The 15,966-nt window shown below is 72.4% G+C and carries 14 protein-coding genes; 6 read left to right on the forward strand and 8 right to left on the reverse strand.

The annotated features are described in order from the left end of the window. Positions 1 to 187 precede the first annotated feature (187 nt). The 3 genes from OIU81_RS29370 (at position 188) to lspA (ending at position 5,044) form a co-directional block, all read left to right on the forward strand. Complete coding sequence (locus OIU81_RS29370) at positions 188 to 3,013, forward strand: penicillin acylase family protein (RefSeq protein WP_329152612.1); 2,826 nt, start codon at positions 188 to 190, stop codon at positions 3,011 to 3,013. 284 nt (positions 3,014 to 3,297) lie between these two features. After that, positions 3,298 to 4,320, forward strand: coding sequence for a LysR family transcriptional regulator (locus OIU81_RS29375; RefSeq protein WP_329152613.1), 1,023 nt, complete (start codon positions 3,298 to 3,300; stop codon positions 4,318 to 4,320). Between the two features lie 130 nt (positions 4,321 to 4,450). Continuing rightward, positions 4,451 to 5,044: a signal peptidase II gene (lspA, locus tag OIU81_RS29380; RefSeq protein WP_443074064.1), complete on the forward strand. Its 594-nt coding sequence runs from the start codon at positions 4,451 to 4,453 to the stop codon at positions 5,042 to 5,044. Here lspA and OIU81_RS29385 read toward each other — a convergent pair. Then, positions 5,035 to 6,312: an exo-beta-N-acetylmuramidase NamZ family protein gene (locus OIU81_RS29385; protein ID WP_329152614.1), complete on the reverse strand. Its 1,278-nt coding sequence runs from the start codon at positions 6,310 to 6,312 to the stop codon at positions 5,035 to 5,037. The genes lspA and OIU81_RS29385 overlap by 10 nt on opposite strands. Positions 6,313 to 6,563: 251 nt before the next feature. On the opposite strand from OIU81_RS29385, the gene OIU81_RS29390 reads away from it, so the two are divergent. The 3 genes from OIU81_RS29390 (at position 6,564) to OIU81_RS29400 (ending at position 9,765) form a co-directional block, all read left to right on the forward strand. After that, positions 6,564 to 7,334, forward strand: coding sequence for an SDR family oxidoreductase (locus OIU81_RS29390; protein WP_329152615.1), 771 nt, complete (start codon positions 6,564 to 6,566; stop codon positions 7,332 to 7,334). Positions 7,335 to 7,468: 134 nt separating this feature from the next. Continuing rightward, positions 7,469 to 9,130: an AMP-binding protein gene (locus tag OIU81_RS29395; RefSeq protein ID WP_329152616.1), complete on the forward strand. Its 1,662-nt coding sequence runs from the start codon at positions 7,469 to 7,471 to the stop codon at positions 9,128 to 9,130. Positions 9,131 to 9,159: 29 nt separating this feature from the next. Further along, positions 9,160 to 9,765 carry a TetR/AcrR family transcriptional regulator gene (locus tag OIU81_RS29400; RefSeq protein ID WP_329155445.1) on the forward strand — a complete coding sequence of 202 codons (606 nt, stop codon included), beginning with the start codon at positions 9,160 to 9,162 and terminating at the stop codon, positions 9,763 to 9,765. Positions 9,766 to 9,832: 67 nt separating this feature from the next. Here OIU81_RS29400 and OIU81_RS29405 read toward each other — a convergent pair whose 3' ends face one another. From OIU81_RS29405 to OIU81_RS29435, 7 genes are all read right to left on the reverse strand, one after another. Then, a complete protein-coding gene (locus OIU81_RS29405; protein ID WP_329152618.1) occupies positions 9,833 to 11,047 on the reverse strand; it encodes an acyl-CoA dehydrogenase family protein in 1,215 nt (404 codons plus the stop codon). A gap of 7 nt (positions 11,048 to 11,054) precedes the next feature. After that, positions 11,055 to 12,107 carry a phosphotransferase family protein gene (locus OIU81_RS29410; protein WP_329152620.1) on the reverse strand — a complete coding sequence of 351 codons (1,053 nt, stop codon included), beginning with the start codon at positions 12,105 to 12,107 and terminating at the stop codon, positions 11,055 to 11,057. A gap of 157 nt (positions 12,108 to 12,264) precedes the next feature. Continuing rightward, positions 12,265 to 13,293: an MBL fold metallo-hydrolase gene (locus tag OIU81_RS29415; protein WP_329152622.1), complete on the reverse strand. Its 1,029-nt coding sequence runs from the start codon at positions 13,291 to 13,293 to the stop codon at positions 12,265 to 12,267. 130 nt (positions 13,294 to 13,423) lie between these two features. Further along, entirely contained in the window at positions 13,424 to 13,723 is a 300-nt protein-coding gene (locus OIU81_RS29420; protein ID WP_329155446.1) for a DUF202 domain-containing protein, read from the reverse strand. Between the two features lie 120 nt (positions 13,724 to 13,843). Next, a complete protein-coding gene (locus tag OIU81_RS29425; RefSeq protein WP_329152623.1) occupies positions 13,844 to 14,254 on the reverse strand; it encodes a YidH family protein in 411 nt (136 codons plus the stop codon). A gap of 43 nt (positions 14,255 to 14,297) precedes the next feature. Next, positions 14,298 to 14,831 carry an NUDIX domain-containing protein gene (locus tag OIU81_RS29430; protein WP_329152625.1) on the reverse strand — a complete coding sequence of 178 codons (534 nt, stop codon included), beginning with the start codon at positions 14,829 to 14,831 and terminating at the stop codon, positions 14,298 to 14,300. A 64-nt stretch (positions 14,832 to 14,895) separates the two neighbouring features. After that, positions 14,896 to 15,789, reverse strand: coding sequence for a DMT family transporter (locus tag OIU81_RS29435; RefSeq protein WP_329152627.1), 894 nt, complete (start codon positions 15,787 to 15,789; stop codon positions 14,896 to 14,898). Positions 15,790 to 15,966 lie beyond the last annotated feature (177 nt).

Genomic DNA, 15,966 nt, shown 5'->3' on the forward strand with positions numbered 1-15,966 from the left:
GGTGCGAACCGGAGGGGCGGTGGCGCCGTCCGCCCGGAGAGTGACGGTGCCGCCGCTTCGAAGTCCCCCGGAGAGATGAAAAGTTGACTGTTGTTCATCTTCCGGCCGGGGATAACCGCCGGTAACGTCCCGCCCACCCTTCCCCAGGCTCCGGAAGAGCAGGGGGGACCCCCACCGAGGAGCAGGTATGCGACGACGTACCGGAAGGCTCAGGACCGCCGCCGCGGCGGCCCTGTTCGCCTTGGGTGCCATGCTCTTGGCACCGCCCCCCACTGCGGCCGCGGCCCTTGCACCCGACGATGCCCACGACTACTGCCAGGGCCAGTGCGCCGACATCCTGCCGCCCGGCGCCACCGGCAACGCCACCTTGGTCGAGATTCTCGGCAACAAGCTGTTCGGTACCCACCCCGAGCACTCCACCGACCAGCTCGGCCCCTACAGCGCACTGGCCGGCGGCTATCAGTCACTCACCGACGACACCCTCACCCGGTTCTTCAACGACGCCTCCTTCGGCGTCCCCCAGGACCAGGTCGGCAAGGTCACCACGCCCCGCGACGACGTGACCATCACCCGGGACAAGAAGACCGGTGTCCCGCACATCAAGGGCACCACCCGTTACGGAACCGAATACGGCGCCGGCTACGCCGCGGGCCAGGACCGCCTCTGGCTGATGGACCTCTTCCGCCACATCGGCCGCGGCGAGCTGACCTCCTTCGCCGGCGGCGCACTCGCCAACCAGGGCCTGGAGCAGCAGTTCTGGCCGCAGGCGCCGTACACCGAGGAGGACCTGCAACAGCAGGTCGACTACATCCGGGACCACAACGGCGAGCGCGGCAAGCAGGCCATGGCCGACGCCCAGGCCTACATCGACGGCATCAACGCCTACCGCGAACAGTCCAAGAACGGCCGCTACTTCCCCGGCGAGTACGTCCTCACCGGCCATGTCGACGCGATCACGAACGCCGGTGAGATCCAGCCCTTCAAGCTCACCGACCTGATAGCCCTGGCCTCCGTCGTCGGCGGGCTCTTCGGCAACGGAGGTGGCGGCGAGGTCCCCTCGGCCCTCGCGCTGCTCTCCGCCCAGCAGAAGTACGGCGTGGAGAAGGGCACCGCGGTCTGGGAGTCCTTCCGCGAGCGCAACGACCCCGAGGCCGCCAAGACCCTGCACGACGGCAGCAGCTTCCCGTACGCGGTCAAGCCGGCCAAGGCCAAGGGCACCGCGCTGCCCGACCGCGGCTCGGTCACCGCCGAGCCGCTGGTCTTCGACCGCACCGGCGCGGCCACCGTCAAGAGCGGCACCCCGCCGCGGGACCCGGTCAAGGCCCCCAAGAAGTACAAGAAGCTGGAGGGCCTCTTCAAGGACGGGGTGCTGCCCAAGGGCAGCTTCGACCCCACACAGCACCGCGGGATGTCCAATGCCCTGCTGGTGTCCGGCAAGCACACCGCCAGCGGCCACCCCGTCGCCGTCTTCGGCCCGCAGACCGGCTACTTCGCGCCCCAGCTGCTGATGCTCCAGGAGATCCAGGGGCCCGGCATCAGCGCCCGCGGGGCGTCCTTCGCGGGGGTGGGGATGTACGTCCAGCTCGGCCGCGGCCAGGACTACGCCTGGAGCGCCACCTCCGCCGGCCAGGACATTACCGACACCTACGCCGCCGAGCTGTGCAACGCGGACGGCTCCGCGCCCACCAAGGACTCCACCTCCTACCGCTACCGCGGCGGCTGCGTCCCCATGGAGAAGATGGAGCGGACCAACTCCTGGAAGCCCACCGTCGCCGACCCGACCGCGGCCGGCTCCTACCGGATGCAGGTCTTCCGGACGAAGTACGGCATCGTCACCCACCGCGCCACCGTCGACGGCAAACCCGTCGCCTACACCGCGCAGCGCTCCACCTACCGCCACGAGGCCGACTCGATCATCGGCTTCCAGATGTTCAACGACCCGTCCTACGTCACCGACGCCGCGTCCTTCCAGAAGGCCGCCGCGCACATCGGCTACGCCTTCAACTGGTTCTACGCCGACTCCCGGGACATCGCGTACTACAACAGCGGCCTCAACCCGGTCCGCAACCCGGACGTCGATCCGTCGCTGCCGGTCACGGCGGACGACGCCTATGAGTGGAAGGGCTACGACCCCGCCACCAACACCACCGACTACACCCCGCCCGCCCAGCACCCGCAGTCCGTCGACCAGGACTACTACATCTCCTGGAACAACAAGCAGGCCAAGGACTACGACTCGGCGGGCTTCGGCAACGGCTCGGTGCACCGCGGCAATCTGCTGGACGACCGGGTGCGCGCGCTGACCAAGGGCGGCGGGGTGACCCGGGCGGCGCTGACCCGCGCCATGGGGGAGGCCGCCGTCACCGATCTGCGCGGTGAGGACGTGCTGCCCGAGCTGCTGCGGGTACTGAACAGCAAGCCCGTCACCGACCCGGCGCTGAAGACCGCGGTCCAGCAGCTGGAGGCCTGGCGCAAGGACGGCGCCCAGCGACGGGAGACCGCCGCCGGTTCGCACACCTACACCCACCCCGACGCGGTCCGCCTGATGGACGCCTGGTGGCCGCTGATGGCCGAGGCGGTCTTCAAGCCCGGGCTGGGCGGCGATCTCTACGACGCGCTGCGGGCCAACCTCGCCCTCGACGAATCGCCGTCCGCCGGCCACGGCCCGACCGGCGGGCATGCCGGTTCGGCCTTCCAGTACGGCTGGTGGAGCTATGCGGACAAGGACCTGCGGTCGGTGCTCGGCGACCCGGTGCAGGGCCCGCTCGCGGAGCCGTACTGCGGCGGCGGTGACCTGTCCGCCTGCCGCGACACCCTGCTGACCACCCTTCAGCAGGCGGCCGGGAAGACCGCGGAGCAGGTCTACCCCGGCGACGGCAGCTGCAAGGCCGGCGACCAGTGGTGTGCGGATGCGATCATCCAGCGTGCGGTGGGCGGTCTGACCCACGACACCATCAGCTGGCAGAACCGGCCGACCTATCAGCAGGTCGTGGAGTTCCCCGCGCACCGGTAGCGGACGCACGGCAGCCGCAGCGGACGTACGGCAGCAGGCCCCGGGCGCGCGCCCGGGGCCTGCTGCCGTACGTCCGGGGGCCGCCGAACGCCCCGGGCCCGTACGCCGGGACGGACCGCGTGCGGAAAAGCCGGGATTTACTTGACCATTCCATGGTCACCGAGAACGCATCCCGCATTTTCCGGAAGAAACCCCCAGTAATCCCGGCGGTGCCCGGCCGGGTTTTTCCTGGGGTTATGCTGCACCGTTCTGCATTCCAGGGATGGGAAAGCGAGTAGGGGCGCATGGCTTTGTCAGTTCCGCAGCAGTACCCGACGGAGTTGCTGGACACCACCATGGACCAGCTGCGCACGCTGATCGTCGTCCACGAGACGGGCACCGCGCTGGGTGCCGCGCGCCGGCTGGGCAGGGAACAGTCCAGTGTGCAAAAGCAACTGGACACCATGAACCGCACCTTCTCCGGGCTGTGCGGCGAGGAGTTGGTGCTCAAGCAGGGGCGCGGGAGGGACGCCCTGTTCACCGCGACCGGCGAGGCGCTGGTGGAGCTGGCGCGGCGCACCCTGGGGGAGTGGTCGGACGGGGTGCGCGACGCCCGCCGCCGGCTGGGCCGGACGCTGTCCGTCGGCACCACCCGCTATACGCTCGGCTTTCTGCTGGACGCGGTGGAACGCGTCAGTGAGGATTTCGAGCGCGATGACGTCGATCTGAAAGTGACGCATGTCCGCACCGGCGACCTCTTCGCCAAATTGCGTGCCAAGGAGCTGGATCTGGTCTGCGGCAGCGTGGTCGTCACCGAGGGCAAAGAAGCGGAATTGTTTGGTCCGTACGAGGTCCTGGAATGGCGCCGCAGCGGGCTTTCCCTGCTGACGAACCTGCCGCCGGAGAAGCTCCCCGGGACCTCCTTCGACGCCCGTGAACTGCCCGGGCTGCCCCTGGTGGTCTCGGCGCGCGGCCTGATCGACCGCTTCCTGACCTCCTGGTACGGCCCGGACTACCGGCAGAAGCTGTCCATAGCGGCCGAGATCGAGGCCGCCCACTACGGCTTCGAGCTGCTGCGGTCCGGGGTGGTGAGCGGGGCGATGCTGGTCACCCGGGGCATCGGGGAGGCGGCCGCGGACGGCCGGCTGCCGGAGGCCGGCGGACTGCGCACCCTGGAACTCGTCGGGGCGGTGGGCCCCAGGACCGAGGTACTGGTCGGGGTGTTCACCCGCCGCGGGGAGCGCGGCTCCTACGCCCCCGGCCACCCCCTCAACCTCCTGTGGGAGGCCCTGTCGTGGGAGAGCGGCCGGTGGTGGTTCCGGTCGTGAGGCGCCGTGTCCGCCGTTCCGACGTGCCGTCAGAATCCGGTCGTGGCGCCCGCCCGGTGGCGCACCGGGGTGCCGTACGCTCATTCCCGACCAGGGGGGCCTGGGGCGGGACAACATTGGGGGGACTCCCGTGACAGAAACTCAGCAGACCACCGAGGTGCCCGCGGCGGACGGCGCCGACGCGCGCGGCGGGGTGCGGCGCAAGCGGCTCATCCCGGTGCTGTGCGCGGTCGCCGCGCTGGCCTACCTCCTCGATCTGGGCAGCAAACTGCTGGTGGTCGCGAAGCTGGAGCACCACGACGCGGTGCAGGTCGTCGGCACCCTGCTCCAGCTGCGGGTCATCCGTAACCGCGGCGCGGCCTTCGGCTTCGGCGAGGCGATGACCATAATCTTCACCGTCATCGCCGCGGTGGTGATCACCGTGATAGTGCGCCTGGCCCGCAAGCTCTACAGCGTGCCGTGGGCCCTGGCGCTCGGCCTGCTGCTGGGCGGGGCGCTGGGCAACCTCACCGACCGGCTCTTCCGCGCGCCCGGCGGATTCCAGGGCGGGGTGGTCGACTTCATCGCCCCCGCCCACTTCGCCGTCCTCAATCTCGCCGATGTGTCGATCTGCTGCGGAGGATTCCTGGTGGTGCTGCTCGCCTTCCGCGGACTGGACCCCGACGGCACCGTCCACCGGAGTCAGGGCAGCCGCCGGACCTCCCCGGCGCGCTCTCAGCGGTAGCGCAGATAGCGCGCCCGCACCGTCCTAAAGCGCCCCAGCCCCTCCTGCCAGGCCGCGACGATCTCGTCCGGCCCCGCGCCCGCGTCGGTCATCGTCCGTACGGCCGAGGAGCCGGTGAGCCGGTCGATGCCGTGGTCCGGCCGCCAGGCGAAGTCCTTCCAGATCCGTTTCGCGGTCACCAGGAGGCCGATGCCGGTGCGAACCGGGTCGAACGCCTCGGGGTCGTGGACGTGCAGCTGGACGCCGCCGATCGTGGTGCCCTGGAACTTGGAGAAGGTGGGGGCGAAGTACGCCTCCCGGAAGTGGACGCCGGGCAGGCCCAGTTCCGTGGCGGCCGCGGCCCACCGCCGGTCGATACCGTCCGCGCCCAGCAGCTCGAAGGGCCGGGTGGTGCCGCGTCCCTCGGAAAGGTTCGTGCCCTCGAAGAGGCAGGTGCCGGCGTAGACGAGGGCGGTGTCGGGGGTGGGCATGTTGGGGCTCGGCGGCACCCAGGGCAGGCCGGTCGCCCCGAAGAAGTCGTCGCGGCGCCAGCCGGTCATCGCCACGGTCTCCAGCTCCACCGGGCGCCCGGCGGCCCGCGGGACGAACTCGCCGTTGAACAGCAGCGCCAGCTCGGCCACCGTCATTCCGTGTGCCTGGGAGATCGGCTCCCGGCCGATGAACGAGGTGTAGGCCTTGTCGAGCACCGGGCCGGTGGCCGCGCGGCCGGTGACCGGGTTCGGCCGGTCGAGCACCACGAAGCGCTTGCCGGCGAGGACCGCCGCCACCATGCAGTCGTAGAGCGTCCAGATGTAGGTGTAGAAGCGTGCGCCGACGTCCTGGATGTCGAAGACGACGGTGTCCACTCCGGAGGCGGTGAAGACGGCGGCGAGTTCCCTCCCGCTCTTGTTGTAGGTGTCGTAGACCGGCAGCCCGGTGGCCGGATCGTCGTAGCGCCCCTCGGAGCCGCCGGCCTGGGCGGTGCCCCGGAAGCCGTGCTCGGGGCCGAAGACCGCGGTCAGTCGCACCCGGTCGTCGGCGTGCATCACATCGACGAGGTGCCGCAGGTCGCGGGTGACCCCGGTGGGGTTGGTGACGATGCCGACCCGCCGGCCGTCCAGGAGGCGGTAGCCGTCGGCGGCGAGCCGGTCGAAGCCGGTGTGCACCCGTCGCCGGGTGCCGGGCGCGGGCCGCGCGGCGGCCGGGCCGCCCGCCGCCACGGTCAGGGCCGCCCCGGCCGCTCCGGTCGCCGCCAGCCGCCCGAGCAGAACGCGTCTCGACAGAGCCATCCGCACACCTCCGTGATCAGCAGTCAGAAATCCACCGGATACGTGTCGTGTGCACGCTAACGCGCACCGGCCCGCCGGGGAACGGACCCGGCCGTACGCACACCCGTCCCGTGGCGCACGGTCCCGGTCGTGGTCAGCCCCTCCGTGGCGCGAGCGACCCGGCCGTGACGGGAACGGGCCCCTTCCGCCAGGACATACCGACTGGTTAGTCTGCCTCCAGCCGATCCGGCGCGACCGAGGGAGATACCGCAGTGGAAGCCGTACGGGACAAGGCCGTTGTCGTGACCGGGGCGGGCGGGGGGATCGGCGCCGCGCTGGCCCGCCGGTTCGCCGCCGAGGGCGCCCGGGTCGTGGTCAACGATCTCGACAAGGCCAAGGCGGAGCGGACCGCCGCGGAGATCGGGGCGCTCGCGGTCGCCGGGGACGCCTCCGGGGTCGTCCCGGCCGCGCGGGAGGCGCTCGGCGGCGCCATCGACATCTTCTGCGCCAACGCCGGGGTCGGCACCGGCGGCGGACCCGAGGCCCCCGAGGAGGACTGGACGCTGGCCTGGGACGTCAATGTCATGGCGCATGTCCGGGCCGCCCGTGCGCTGCTGCCCGAGTGGCTGGAGCGCGGCAGCGGGCGCTTCATCTCCACGGTGTCCGCCGCGGGCCTGCTGACCATGGTCGCCGCGGCCCCCTACAGCGTCACCAAGCACGGTGCCTACGCCTTCGCCGAGTGGCTCTCGCTGACCTACCGCCACCGCGGCATCGACGTCCACGCCATCTGCCCCCAGGGCGTCCGCACCGACATGCTGGCCGCCACCGGCGCCGCCGGCGACCTGGTGCTCACGCCCACCGCCGTGGAGCCCGAGGACGTCGCCGAGGCGCTCTTCGCGGCCATGGCCGAGGGCCGCTTCCTGGTCCTGCCGCATCCGGAGGTCGGCGACTACTACGCCACCCGGGCCGCCGAGCCCGACCGCTGGCTGACCGGGATGAACCACCTCCAGCAGAAGCTGGAGCAGGCCGAGGGCCGCTCCTGACCAAGGGAGCGCCCCGGAGCGGATTCCGCCGTACGGACGGGGCGCACCGGCCGGGTCCGGTGCGCCCCCCGCCACACCCCAGGTGTTCCCCCGCAGGGATGATCAGGCGATCAGGAAGAAAGGGCCGCACCCCGATGACCTCCTACCAGGACAAGCCGTGGCTGACACAGCTCACCGACGCCCAGCGCGCCCCCGTCCAGCCGCCCCCCTCGACGCTGCACGCCTTCCGGGCCGCGGTCGGCCGGGCCCCCGACCGCACGGCGCTCGCCTACTTCGACGGCCGGCTGTCCTACGCCGAGACCGACGCGCTCTCCGACGGCATCGCCGCCCATCTCGCCGGGCGCGGCTTCCGGCGCGGTGACCGGGCCGCGGTCATGCTGCAGAACACCCCGCACTTCGTGCTCGCCGTGCTCGGCGTCTGGAAGGCCGGCGGGGTGGTGGTCCCGGTCAACCCCATGTACAAGTCCGCCGAGATGCGGCACATCCTGGACGACGCCGAGGTCACCGCCGTCATCTGCGCCGACCGCACCTGGGACGGCTTTCTGCGCCTGATCGCCGACGGGGCACCGTCCGTACGGATCGCGCTCACCGCGTGGGAACGGGATCTGCAGACCCGCGACGACCGGCGGGTGCTGCGCGGCGAGCGGCTCGGGCCGCAGGAGGGCGCCGATGATCTGCTGACCGTCGCCCGCACCACGGGACCGATCCGCGCGGTGCCGGCCGACCCGGGACTCACCGCCGACGACCTCGCGCTGATCAGCTACACCTCCGGCACCAGCGGCACCCCCAAGGGCGCGACCAACACCCACGGCAACATCACGTACAACGCCGAACGCCAGCGCACCGGCCTGGGCCTGCCCGACGGCGCCACCTACTTCGCGCTCGCCCCGCTCTTCCACATCACCGGCCTGGTCTGCGAGCTCGCGGCCTGCCTCGCCAACGCCGGCACCCTCGCCCTCGCCTACCGCTTCGAGGCCGGCGTCGTCCTGGACGCCTTCCTGGAGCACCGGCCCGCCTACACCGTCGGCCCCTCCACCGCCTACATGGCGCTGATGGCCCACCCCGAGGTCACCCGCGAGCACTTCGCGTCCTTCACGACCCTGTCCTCCGGCGGCGCACCGCTGCCGCCCGCCCTCGTCGAGACCTTCCGCACCGGCTTCGGCCCCTACCTCCACAACGGCTACGGCCTGACCGAGTGCACCGCCCCCTGCGCCAGCGTGCCGCCCGGCCGGCAGGCGCCGGTCGACAAGGTCTCCGGCACCCTCGCCGTCGGCGTCCCCGGCCCCGACACCGTCGTCCGGATCATCGACGAGCAGGGCCGGGACCTGCCGTTCGGCGAGCAGGGCGAGATCGCGGTGCGCGGCCCCCAGGTCGTCCCCGGCTACTGGCGCCGCCCGGACGCCACCGCCCAGGGCATCCCGGACGGTGAGCTGCGGACCGGCGACATCGGCTTCATGGACACCGAGGGCTGGCTCTATGTCGTCGACCGCAAGAAGGACATGATCAACGCGTCCGGCTTCAAGGTGTGGCCGCGGGAGGTCGAGGACGTGCTCTACAGCCATCCCGCGGTGCGTGAGGCGGCGGTCGTCGGGGTGCCCGACGCCTACCGCGGCGAGTCGGTCAAGGCGTACGTCAGCCTGCGGCCGGGCAGCGCCCCGCAACCCGCCGAGCTGGCCGCGTACTGCAAGGAGCGGCTCGCGGCGTACAAATATCCCCGTGAGGTGGAGATCCTGGCCGAGCTTCCGAAGACCACGAGTGGCAAGATCCTCCGACGGGAGCTGCGCCACCGCGCATGAACGAGAGCACGAAGGAGCAGGTGAGGGCGATGGCCGGCACAAAGGACGGCAACGGCAACGGCGGGGCGAAGCCGGTGGCCCAGCGACTGCTGGCCACCGCCACCCGGCTCTTCGCGGAGCAGGGCTACGACCGCACCTCCGTCCAGGAGATCGTCGATGCGGCGGGCGTCACCAAGGGCGCCCTCTACCACTACTTCGGCTCCAAGGACGATCTGCTGCACGAGGTCTACGGCCGGGTGCTGCGGCTCCAGCAGGAGCGGCTCGACCACTTCGCCGACGCCGACGCGCCGGTCGAGACGCGACTGCGGGACGCCGCCGCCGATGTCGTCGTCACCACCATCGAGAACCTCGACGACACCAAGATCTTCTTCCGCTCGATGCACCAGCTCGGCCCGGAGAAGGACAAGCAGGTACGCGCCGAACGGCGGCGCTATCACGAACGGTTCCGCGCCCTGGTGGAGGAGGGCCAGCGCACCGGCGTGTTCGCCGCCGACATCCCCGCCGACCTCGTCGTGGACTACCACTTCGGCTCCGTGCACCACCTGGGCACGTGGTACCGCGAGGACGGCCCGCTCAGCCCGCAGCAGGTCGCCGACCACCTCGCGGAGCTGCTGCTGCGGGCGCTGCGGCCCTGAGCGCGCACGGCGAAGGCCCGCGACCACCGGCGGTCGCGGGCCTTCGCCGCCCTGTGGCGGCTGCCGGCTAGAGGTACTTCTTCAGCTCACGGCGCGCCAGCGACCGCTGGTGCACCTCGTCCGGACCGTCCGCCAGCTGGAGGGTCCGGGCCCCGGCCCACAGCTCCGCCAGCGGGAAGTCCTGGCTGACCCCGCCGGCGCCGTGCAGCTGCACCGCCTTGTCGAGGATGTCCACGACCGTGCGCGGGGTGGCGATCTTGATGGCCTGGATCTCGGTGTGCGCGCCCTTGTTGCCGACGGTGTCCATCAGCCAGGCGGTCTTCAGCACCAGCAGCCGCAGCTGCTCCACCGCCACCCGGGCGTCCGCGATCCACTCCTGGACCACGCCCTGTTGCGCCAGCGGCTTGCCGAAGGCCGTACGGGTCACCGCGCGGCGGCACATCAGCTCGATGGCGCGCTCGGCCATGCCGATCAGCCGCATGCAGTGGTGGATCCGGCCGGGACCGAGCCGGGCCTGGGCGATGGCGAAGCCGCCGCCCTCCTCGCCGATCAGATTGCCCGCCGGCACCCGCACGTCGTGGAAGACCACCTCGGCATGGCCGCCGTGGTAGTGGTCCTCGTAGCCGTAGACCTGCATGGCGCGCTTCACCTCCACGCCGGGGGTGTCGCGCGGGACCAGGATCATCGACTGCTGGCGGCGCGGGTCCGCGCCGTCCGGGTCGGTCTTGCCCATCACGATGAAGATCTGGCACAGCGGGTTCATCGCGCCGGAGATGTACCACTTACGGCCGTTGATGACGTACTGGTCGCCGTCCCGCGCGATACGCGTCTCGATGTTGGTGGCGTCCGACGAGGCGACCTCCGGCTCGGTCATCGCGAACGCCGACCGGATCTCACCGGCCAGCAGCGGCGCCAGCCACTGCTTCTGCTGCGCCTCGTTGCCGAACTGCGCCAGCACCTCCATGTTGCCGGTGTCCGGCGCCGCGCAGTTCAGCGCGGTGGGCGCCAACTGGGGGCTGCGGCCGGTGATTTCGGCCAGCGGCGCGTACTGGAGATTGGTCAGCCCCGCGCCGTGCTCCGCGTCCGGGAGGAAGAGGTTCCACAGCCCCTGCCGCCGGGCCTCGGCCTTCAGCTCCTCGACGATCGCCGGGGTGTCCCACGGCGAGGCGAGCGCGGCCCGCTGCTCATGGGCGGTCTGCTCGGCCGGGTACACGTGCTCGTCCATGAAGGTCAGGAGCCGTGCGCGCAGTTCCTCGGTCCGGGCGTCGAATGCGAAGTCCATGGGTGCCTCAGCCTTCCTTGAGGGTGGTGAGTCCGTGCTCGATGAAGACCGGGACGAGCTCGCCGATCCGGTCGAACCCGGCGCCGACGGTCTGGCCGAGCGTGAAGCGGTAGTGGATGCCCTCGAGGATCACCGCGAGCTTGAACCAGGCGAACGCGGTGTACCAGGCGAGGGCCGAGACGTCCCGGCCGGAGCGGGCCGCGTACCGCTCGATCAGCTCGGCCGGCGAGGGGTGGCCCGGGGCGCCGCTGGTGGTGCTCACCGGGGACTGCGGCAGGCCCAGGTCGGAGCTGTACATCGCCAGCAGCCCGAGGTCGGTCAGCGGATCGCCGAGTGTGGACATCTCCCAGTCCAGGACGGCCTCGATGGTGTCCCCGGCGCCGACCAGGACGTTGTCCAGGCGGTAGTCGCCGTGCACGACGGTGGGCGCCGGGGAGGCGGGCAGCGCCCGGCCGAGTGCCGCGTGCAGCTCCTCGATCCCCGGCAGCGCACGGTTCTTCGAGGCGGCCAGCTGCTTTCCCCAGCGCCGCAGCTGGCGCTCCAGGAAGCCGTCCGGCCGGCCGAAGTCGCCGAGCCCGGCCGCCTGCGGGTCCACCGCGTGCAGCTCCACGAGCGTGTCCACCAGGGAGAGGACCACCGCGCGGGTGCGCTCGGGGCCGAGCGGCGCGAGCTGCGCGGCCGTGCGGTACGGGGTGCCCGCCACCAGCTCCATCACGTAGAAGGGCGCGCCGATGACCGACTCGTCCTCGCACAGCAGCAGCGTCTCGGGCACCGGTACCGGCGTCTCGTGCAGCGCGCTGATGACCCGGTGCTCGCGCCGCATGTCGTGCGCGGTCGCGAGGACGTGGCCCAGCGGCGGGCGGCGCACCACCCAGGAGCCGGTGCCGTCGGTGACCCGGTAGGTGAGATTGGACCGCCCGCCCTCGATCAGCTGGGCCCGCAGCGGCCCGCCGGCCAGCCCCGGCCGCTCCCGGTCCAGATGCGCGCGCAATCGTTCCAGGTCGAGGCCGGGAGGCTGTTCCCGGCCCGGGTCCGGCGGGGGAGGGGTGCCCTTGCTCATCGTGCTCCTCCATGCGGAGTGGACGGTCCATCAGTCGCTGGCCACGATCATGCCGACTAGTCGGTATGGAGTCCAGTGGCCCGGCGTGGGGCGTCCGTCACGCAGGGGATTTCCCGCCATCGCCGCCGCCCCGGGGACGGCGGCGGAACGGCCGGACTCAGGCGTGACAGGCCATCGGCACCCCGCCGTTCAGCGCCGTCATATCGCCGAAGGCGGCGATCGGATCGAGCGGTGCCCCCGGCGCCCTGCCCGCCAGCTCCGCGTACGCCCGGTGCAGATTGGCCACCAGCCGCTCGCTCTCGGCCAGCTCGGCGAACGGCCCGAGATCCGCCCCGCGCGCCACCTCCAGCGGCGTACGGCCGGCCGCCCGGCCCTCCTGTGCCAGCTGCCCGACGAACCGCAGATAGCGCTCGATGCCGTCGTACACCTCGGGGCCGGTCACCGGGCCGTGCCCGGGGACGACGGTGACCGCGTCCAGGGAGCGCAGCAGCTCCATCGCGCGCAGCGATCCGGTCAGCGACCCCATCAGGACGAACGGGGTGCCGCCGTGGAAGACCAGGTCACCGGCGAAGACGATGCGCTGCCGGGGCAGCCAGACCAGGGTGTCGCCCGTGGTGTGGGCCACGCCCGGGTGGATCAGGTGCACCTCGATGTCGCCGGTGTGCAGGGTCAGTTCGTCGGTGTAGGTGACCTCCGGGGGCGTCAGGCGGATGTCGCCGTACTCCACCTCCGGCCACACCGCGTGCAGTTGGTGCCCGGCGGCCAGCAGCTCACGGCGGCAGGAGGCGTGCCCGACGACCGTCGCCTCCGGGGCGAAGACGGCGTTGCCGTAGGTGTGGTCGCCGTGGTGATGGGTGTTGACCAGCGTGCGGGGCGCCGGCGCGCCGCAGGCGGCGATCCGCCGGCGCAGCAGACGGGCCCGGCGCTCGGTGGCCGCGGTGTCCACGACCAGGGTGGCGTCCCCGTCGGTGACGAAGCCCGCGTTGTTCAGACACCAGCCGCCGTCCGGCTGGATGAACGCATGGACCCCGGCGGCCAGTTCGGTGAGGTACGGCTCGGGGAGGGCGGCCCCGGCGGCGGGCGGCCCCTCCGGGCCGGGCCGGGCGGCCTCCGGCCTGGTGGTCCGGGCCGGGTCCGGGTCCACGGAGTGCCGCGCCGGTGTGGTTCCTGCCGTCTCGTCGCCCATGCGGGTGTGTCCCCTCGTCCGATGACCCGTCACCCCCGTGGCCCGGCCGGGGTGCGGGCACACCCCGTGGCCGCGGGGGTCGCGTCACGGTACCGTCACCGGCCGCCGCGGCGGCGCCGCGCCCCCGGCGTCACCACCCGGGCCGCGCCAGGAGCACCCCGCCGCACAGCGCCGGCGCGAGGGTGCAGCCGACCAGCAGCAGGGCGGTCCGCGGCGGCAGGGCCGGCGGGCGGCCGGTGGCCATCGCCCGCATCCGGCGGTGCGCAAGCGTGACGAAGGCGAGCCACAGCAGCCCCATCAGCACCACCAGGACCACCTCCACCGCCCCCGGTGCCCGGTTGCTCAGCAGCTGGCGGCCGGCCAGCACCGCCATCGCGGTGGCCGACAGCGTCGTACGCCGCCACGCCAGCCTGGTCCGCTCCGGCTGCAGCCCCGGGTCCCGGTCGGGAGCCGACCGCGGTGCTCCCCCCTCCGGCTCCTCCGGCTCATCCGGCTCATCCGGCTCATCCGGCTCCTCCGGCTCCGCCGGCCGCGCCGCGCCCGCCACCGGTCAGCCGGTCCGGCCGAGCAGCACCAGCACGACCAGCGCCACCGCCAGCGCGCCGACGGCCAGCGCCAGCGCCGTGGGGAAGCGGGTGGCCGGCAGGTCCTCGCCGCGCCGCATCGCACGCTCGCAGCGCACCCAGTGATTGACCGCCCGCAGCGCACACAGCGCCCCGCCCACCAGCAGCACCACGGTGAACGTCAGCCGCAGCCACGGGTGCAGCCGGGGCAGGAACTGATCCACCGCGAACCCGCCGCCGATCAGCGCCAGCCCGGTGCGCAGCCAGGCGAGAAAGGTGCGTTCGTTGGCCAGCGAGAAGCGGTAGTCGGGGGTCGTGCCCTCCTCGCGGATCCGCGCGGGCGCGCACCACAGCCGCACGGCCTGGCCGGCCGACCGCAGCCCTTCAATGAGGATCATGGCCGAAACCCTAGCGGCCGTCCCGCCCCGTGCACCGGTCGCCTCAGAGGTCCCCCGCCTCCCGCCGGGCGAGCAGCTCCCGGTAGGCGGCCAGCCCGTCCGGCGTCCACGGCCGGACACCGAGCTCCCGGGTGAGCTCCTCCTCGGTCAGGAACGCGTACCAGTCGATCTCCGACTCCTGCGGGGCGACCGGCAGGGTGCAGCGCACCTGGTAGACGGCCGACCACCAGGTGTGCTCGGCCGTCTCGTAGAGGAACTTGAACAGCGGCTCCGGCCGCGGCAGCCCCCGCACGCCCAGCTCCTCCTCCGCCTCGCGCAGCGCCGCCTCGTCATAGCTCTCGCCGGTGCCGACCACCCCGCCCACGAACATGTCGTAGTGCGAGGGGAAGACCAGCTTCTGCGGGGTGCGGCGGTGCACGAAGATCCGGTCCTCGGCGTCCCGGGCCAGGACGAAGGCGCAGCGGGTGCGCATCCTGCGGGCGTAGGCCGCACCGCGTGGGGCCTGCCCCACGACCTGATCGTTCTCGTCCACGACGTCGAGGATCTCGTCCGCGTTGAGCGGTTGCTGATCGGTCATGGAGCCATGCAACCACCAGGAGCGGGGGCCGCACCCGGCGGGGCGCCGGCCCCGCCGCACGGCCTCAGCGCGGCTCCAACTCCCGCTCGTCCGTCCGCCGGCCGGCTCCCGGGGGCATCGCCGGATGGCTGCCGATCAGCACGATGCCCGCGACGACGGCCACGATCCCGGCCACCTCCCAGGCCAGCGCCCCGGCCGTCACCTGCAGCCGGTCGCCGAGGAAACCGACCCCGCAGGCGATCCCGGCGAGCGGCTGGGCGGCGGTCAGCGCGGGCAGTGAGAGCCGCAGCGGCGCCGACTCGAAGGCGCTCTGCACCAGCACCAGTGCCAGCACCCCGAGCACGACGATGGCGTACGGCTGCCAGCTGGTCAGCAGGGCGCTCCAGCCGCCGTGCCCGAAGCGCTCCCCGCTGATCCGGGTCAGCGCGTCCTGGAGGCCGTAGATCAGCCCGGCGGCGATGCCCAGCAGGGCGGCCTCCAGGCTCACATGCACCCGCTCCCGCTTGGCGACCGTCGCCAGCAGCAGGGCGGAGCCCAGCACCACGCCCATGATCAGCCACTGCCAGGTCTGGTCGGCGCTGCTGCGCCCGCCCTGCGGACGGCCGGCCACGATGAAGGCCGTCACCCCGCCCGCCAGCAGCCACAGCCCCGCCCAGCCGCTGCGGCCGAGCCGCTGGCGGGTCAGCCGCCGGGACAGCGCCATCGCGAACAGCAGATTGGTCGCCAGCAGCGGCTCGACGAGAGTGATGTCGCCCATCCCCAGCGCGATCGCGCCGAGCGCCATCCCGACCACCATCAGCCCGATACCGGCCACCCACAGCGGCATCCGCACCAGATCGAGCAGCAGCCGCACCGAGAGGAAGTCCTTCATCGGGGCGTGCTGCGCCGCGGCCTGCTGGAACACGAAGCCGAGTCCCAGACAGCAGGCCGCCCCAAGGGCGAGCAGTATCACCGTCACGTCGCACCTCGTATCGCGCGGGGTGGGGGATTGCGCCTGAGGATAGTCATCCGGCGTCGGGCGTGGGGTGGCCCTCGTCACCCACCATTCTCCCGCGCGTCGCGGTGTACCGCGCAGTAACCCGTGGTTGACGCGGCAGTCGGGTGCGCTGAGGATCGTTCCACCAAGGCGGCCGGG

Source organism: Streptomyces sp. NBC_01454, from assembly GCF_036227565.1.
GTDB lineage: Bacteria > Actinomycetota > Actinomycetes > Streptomycetales > Streptomycetaceae > Streptomyces.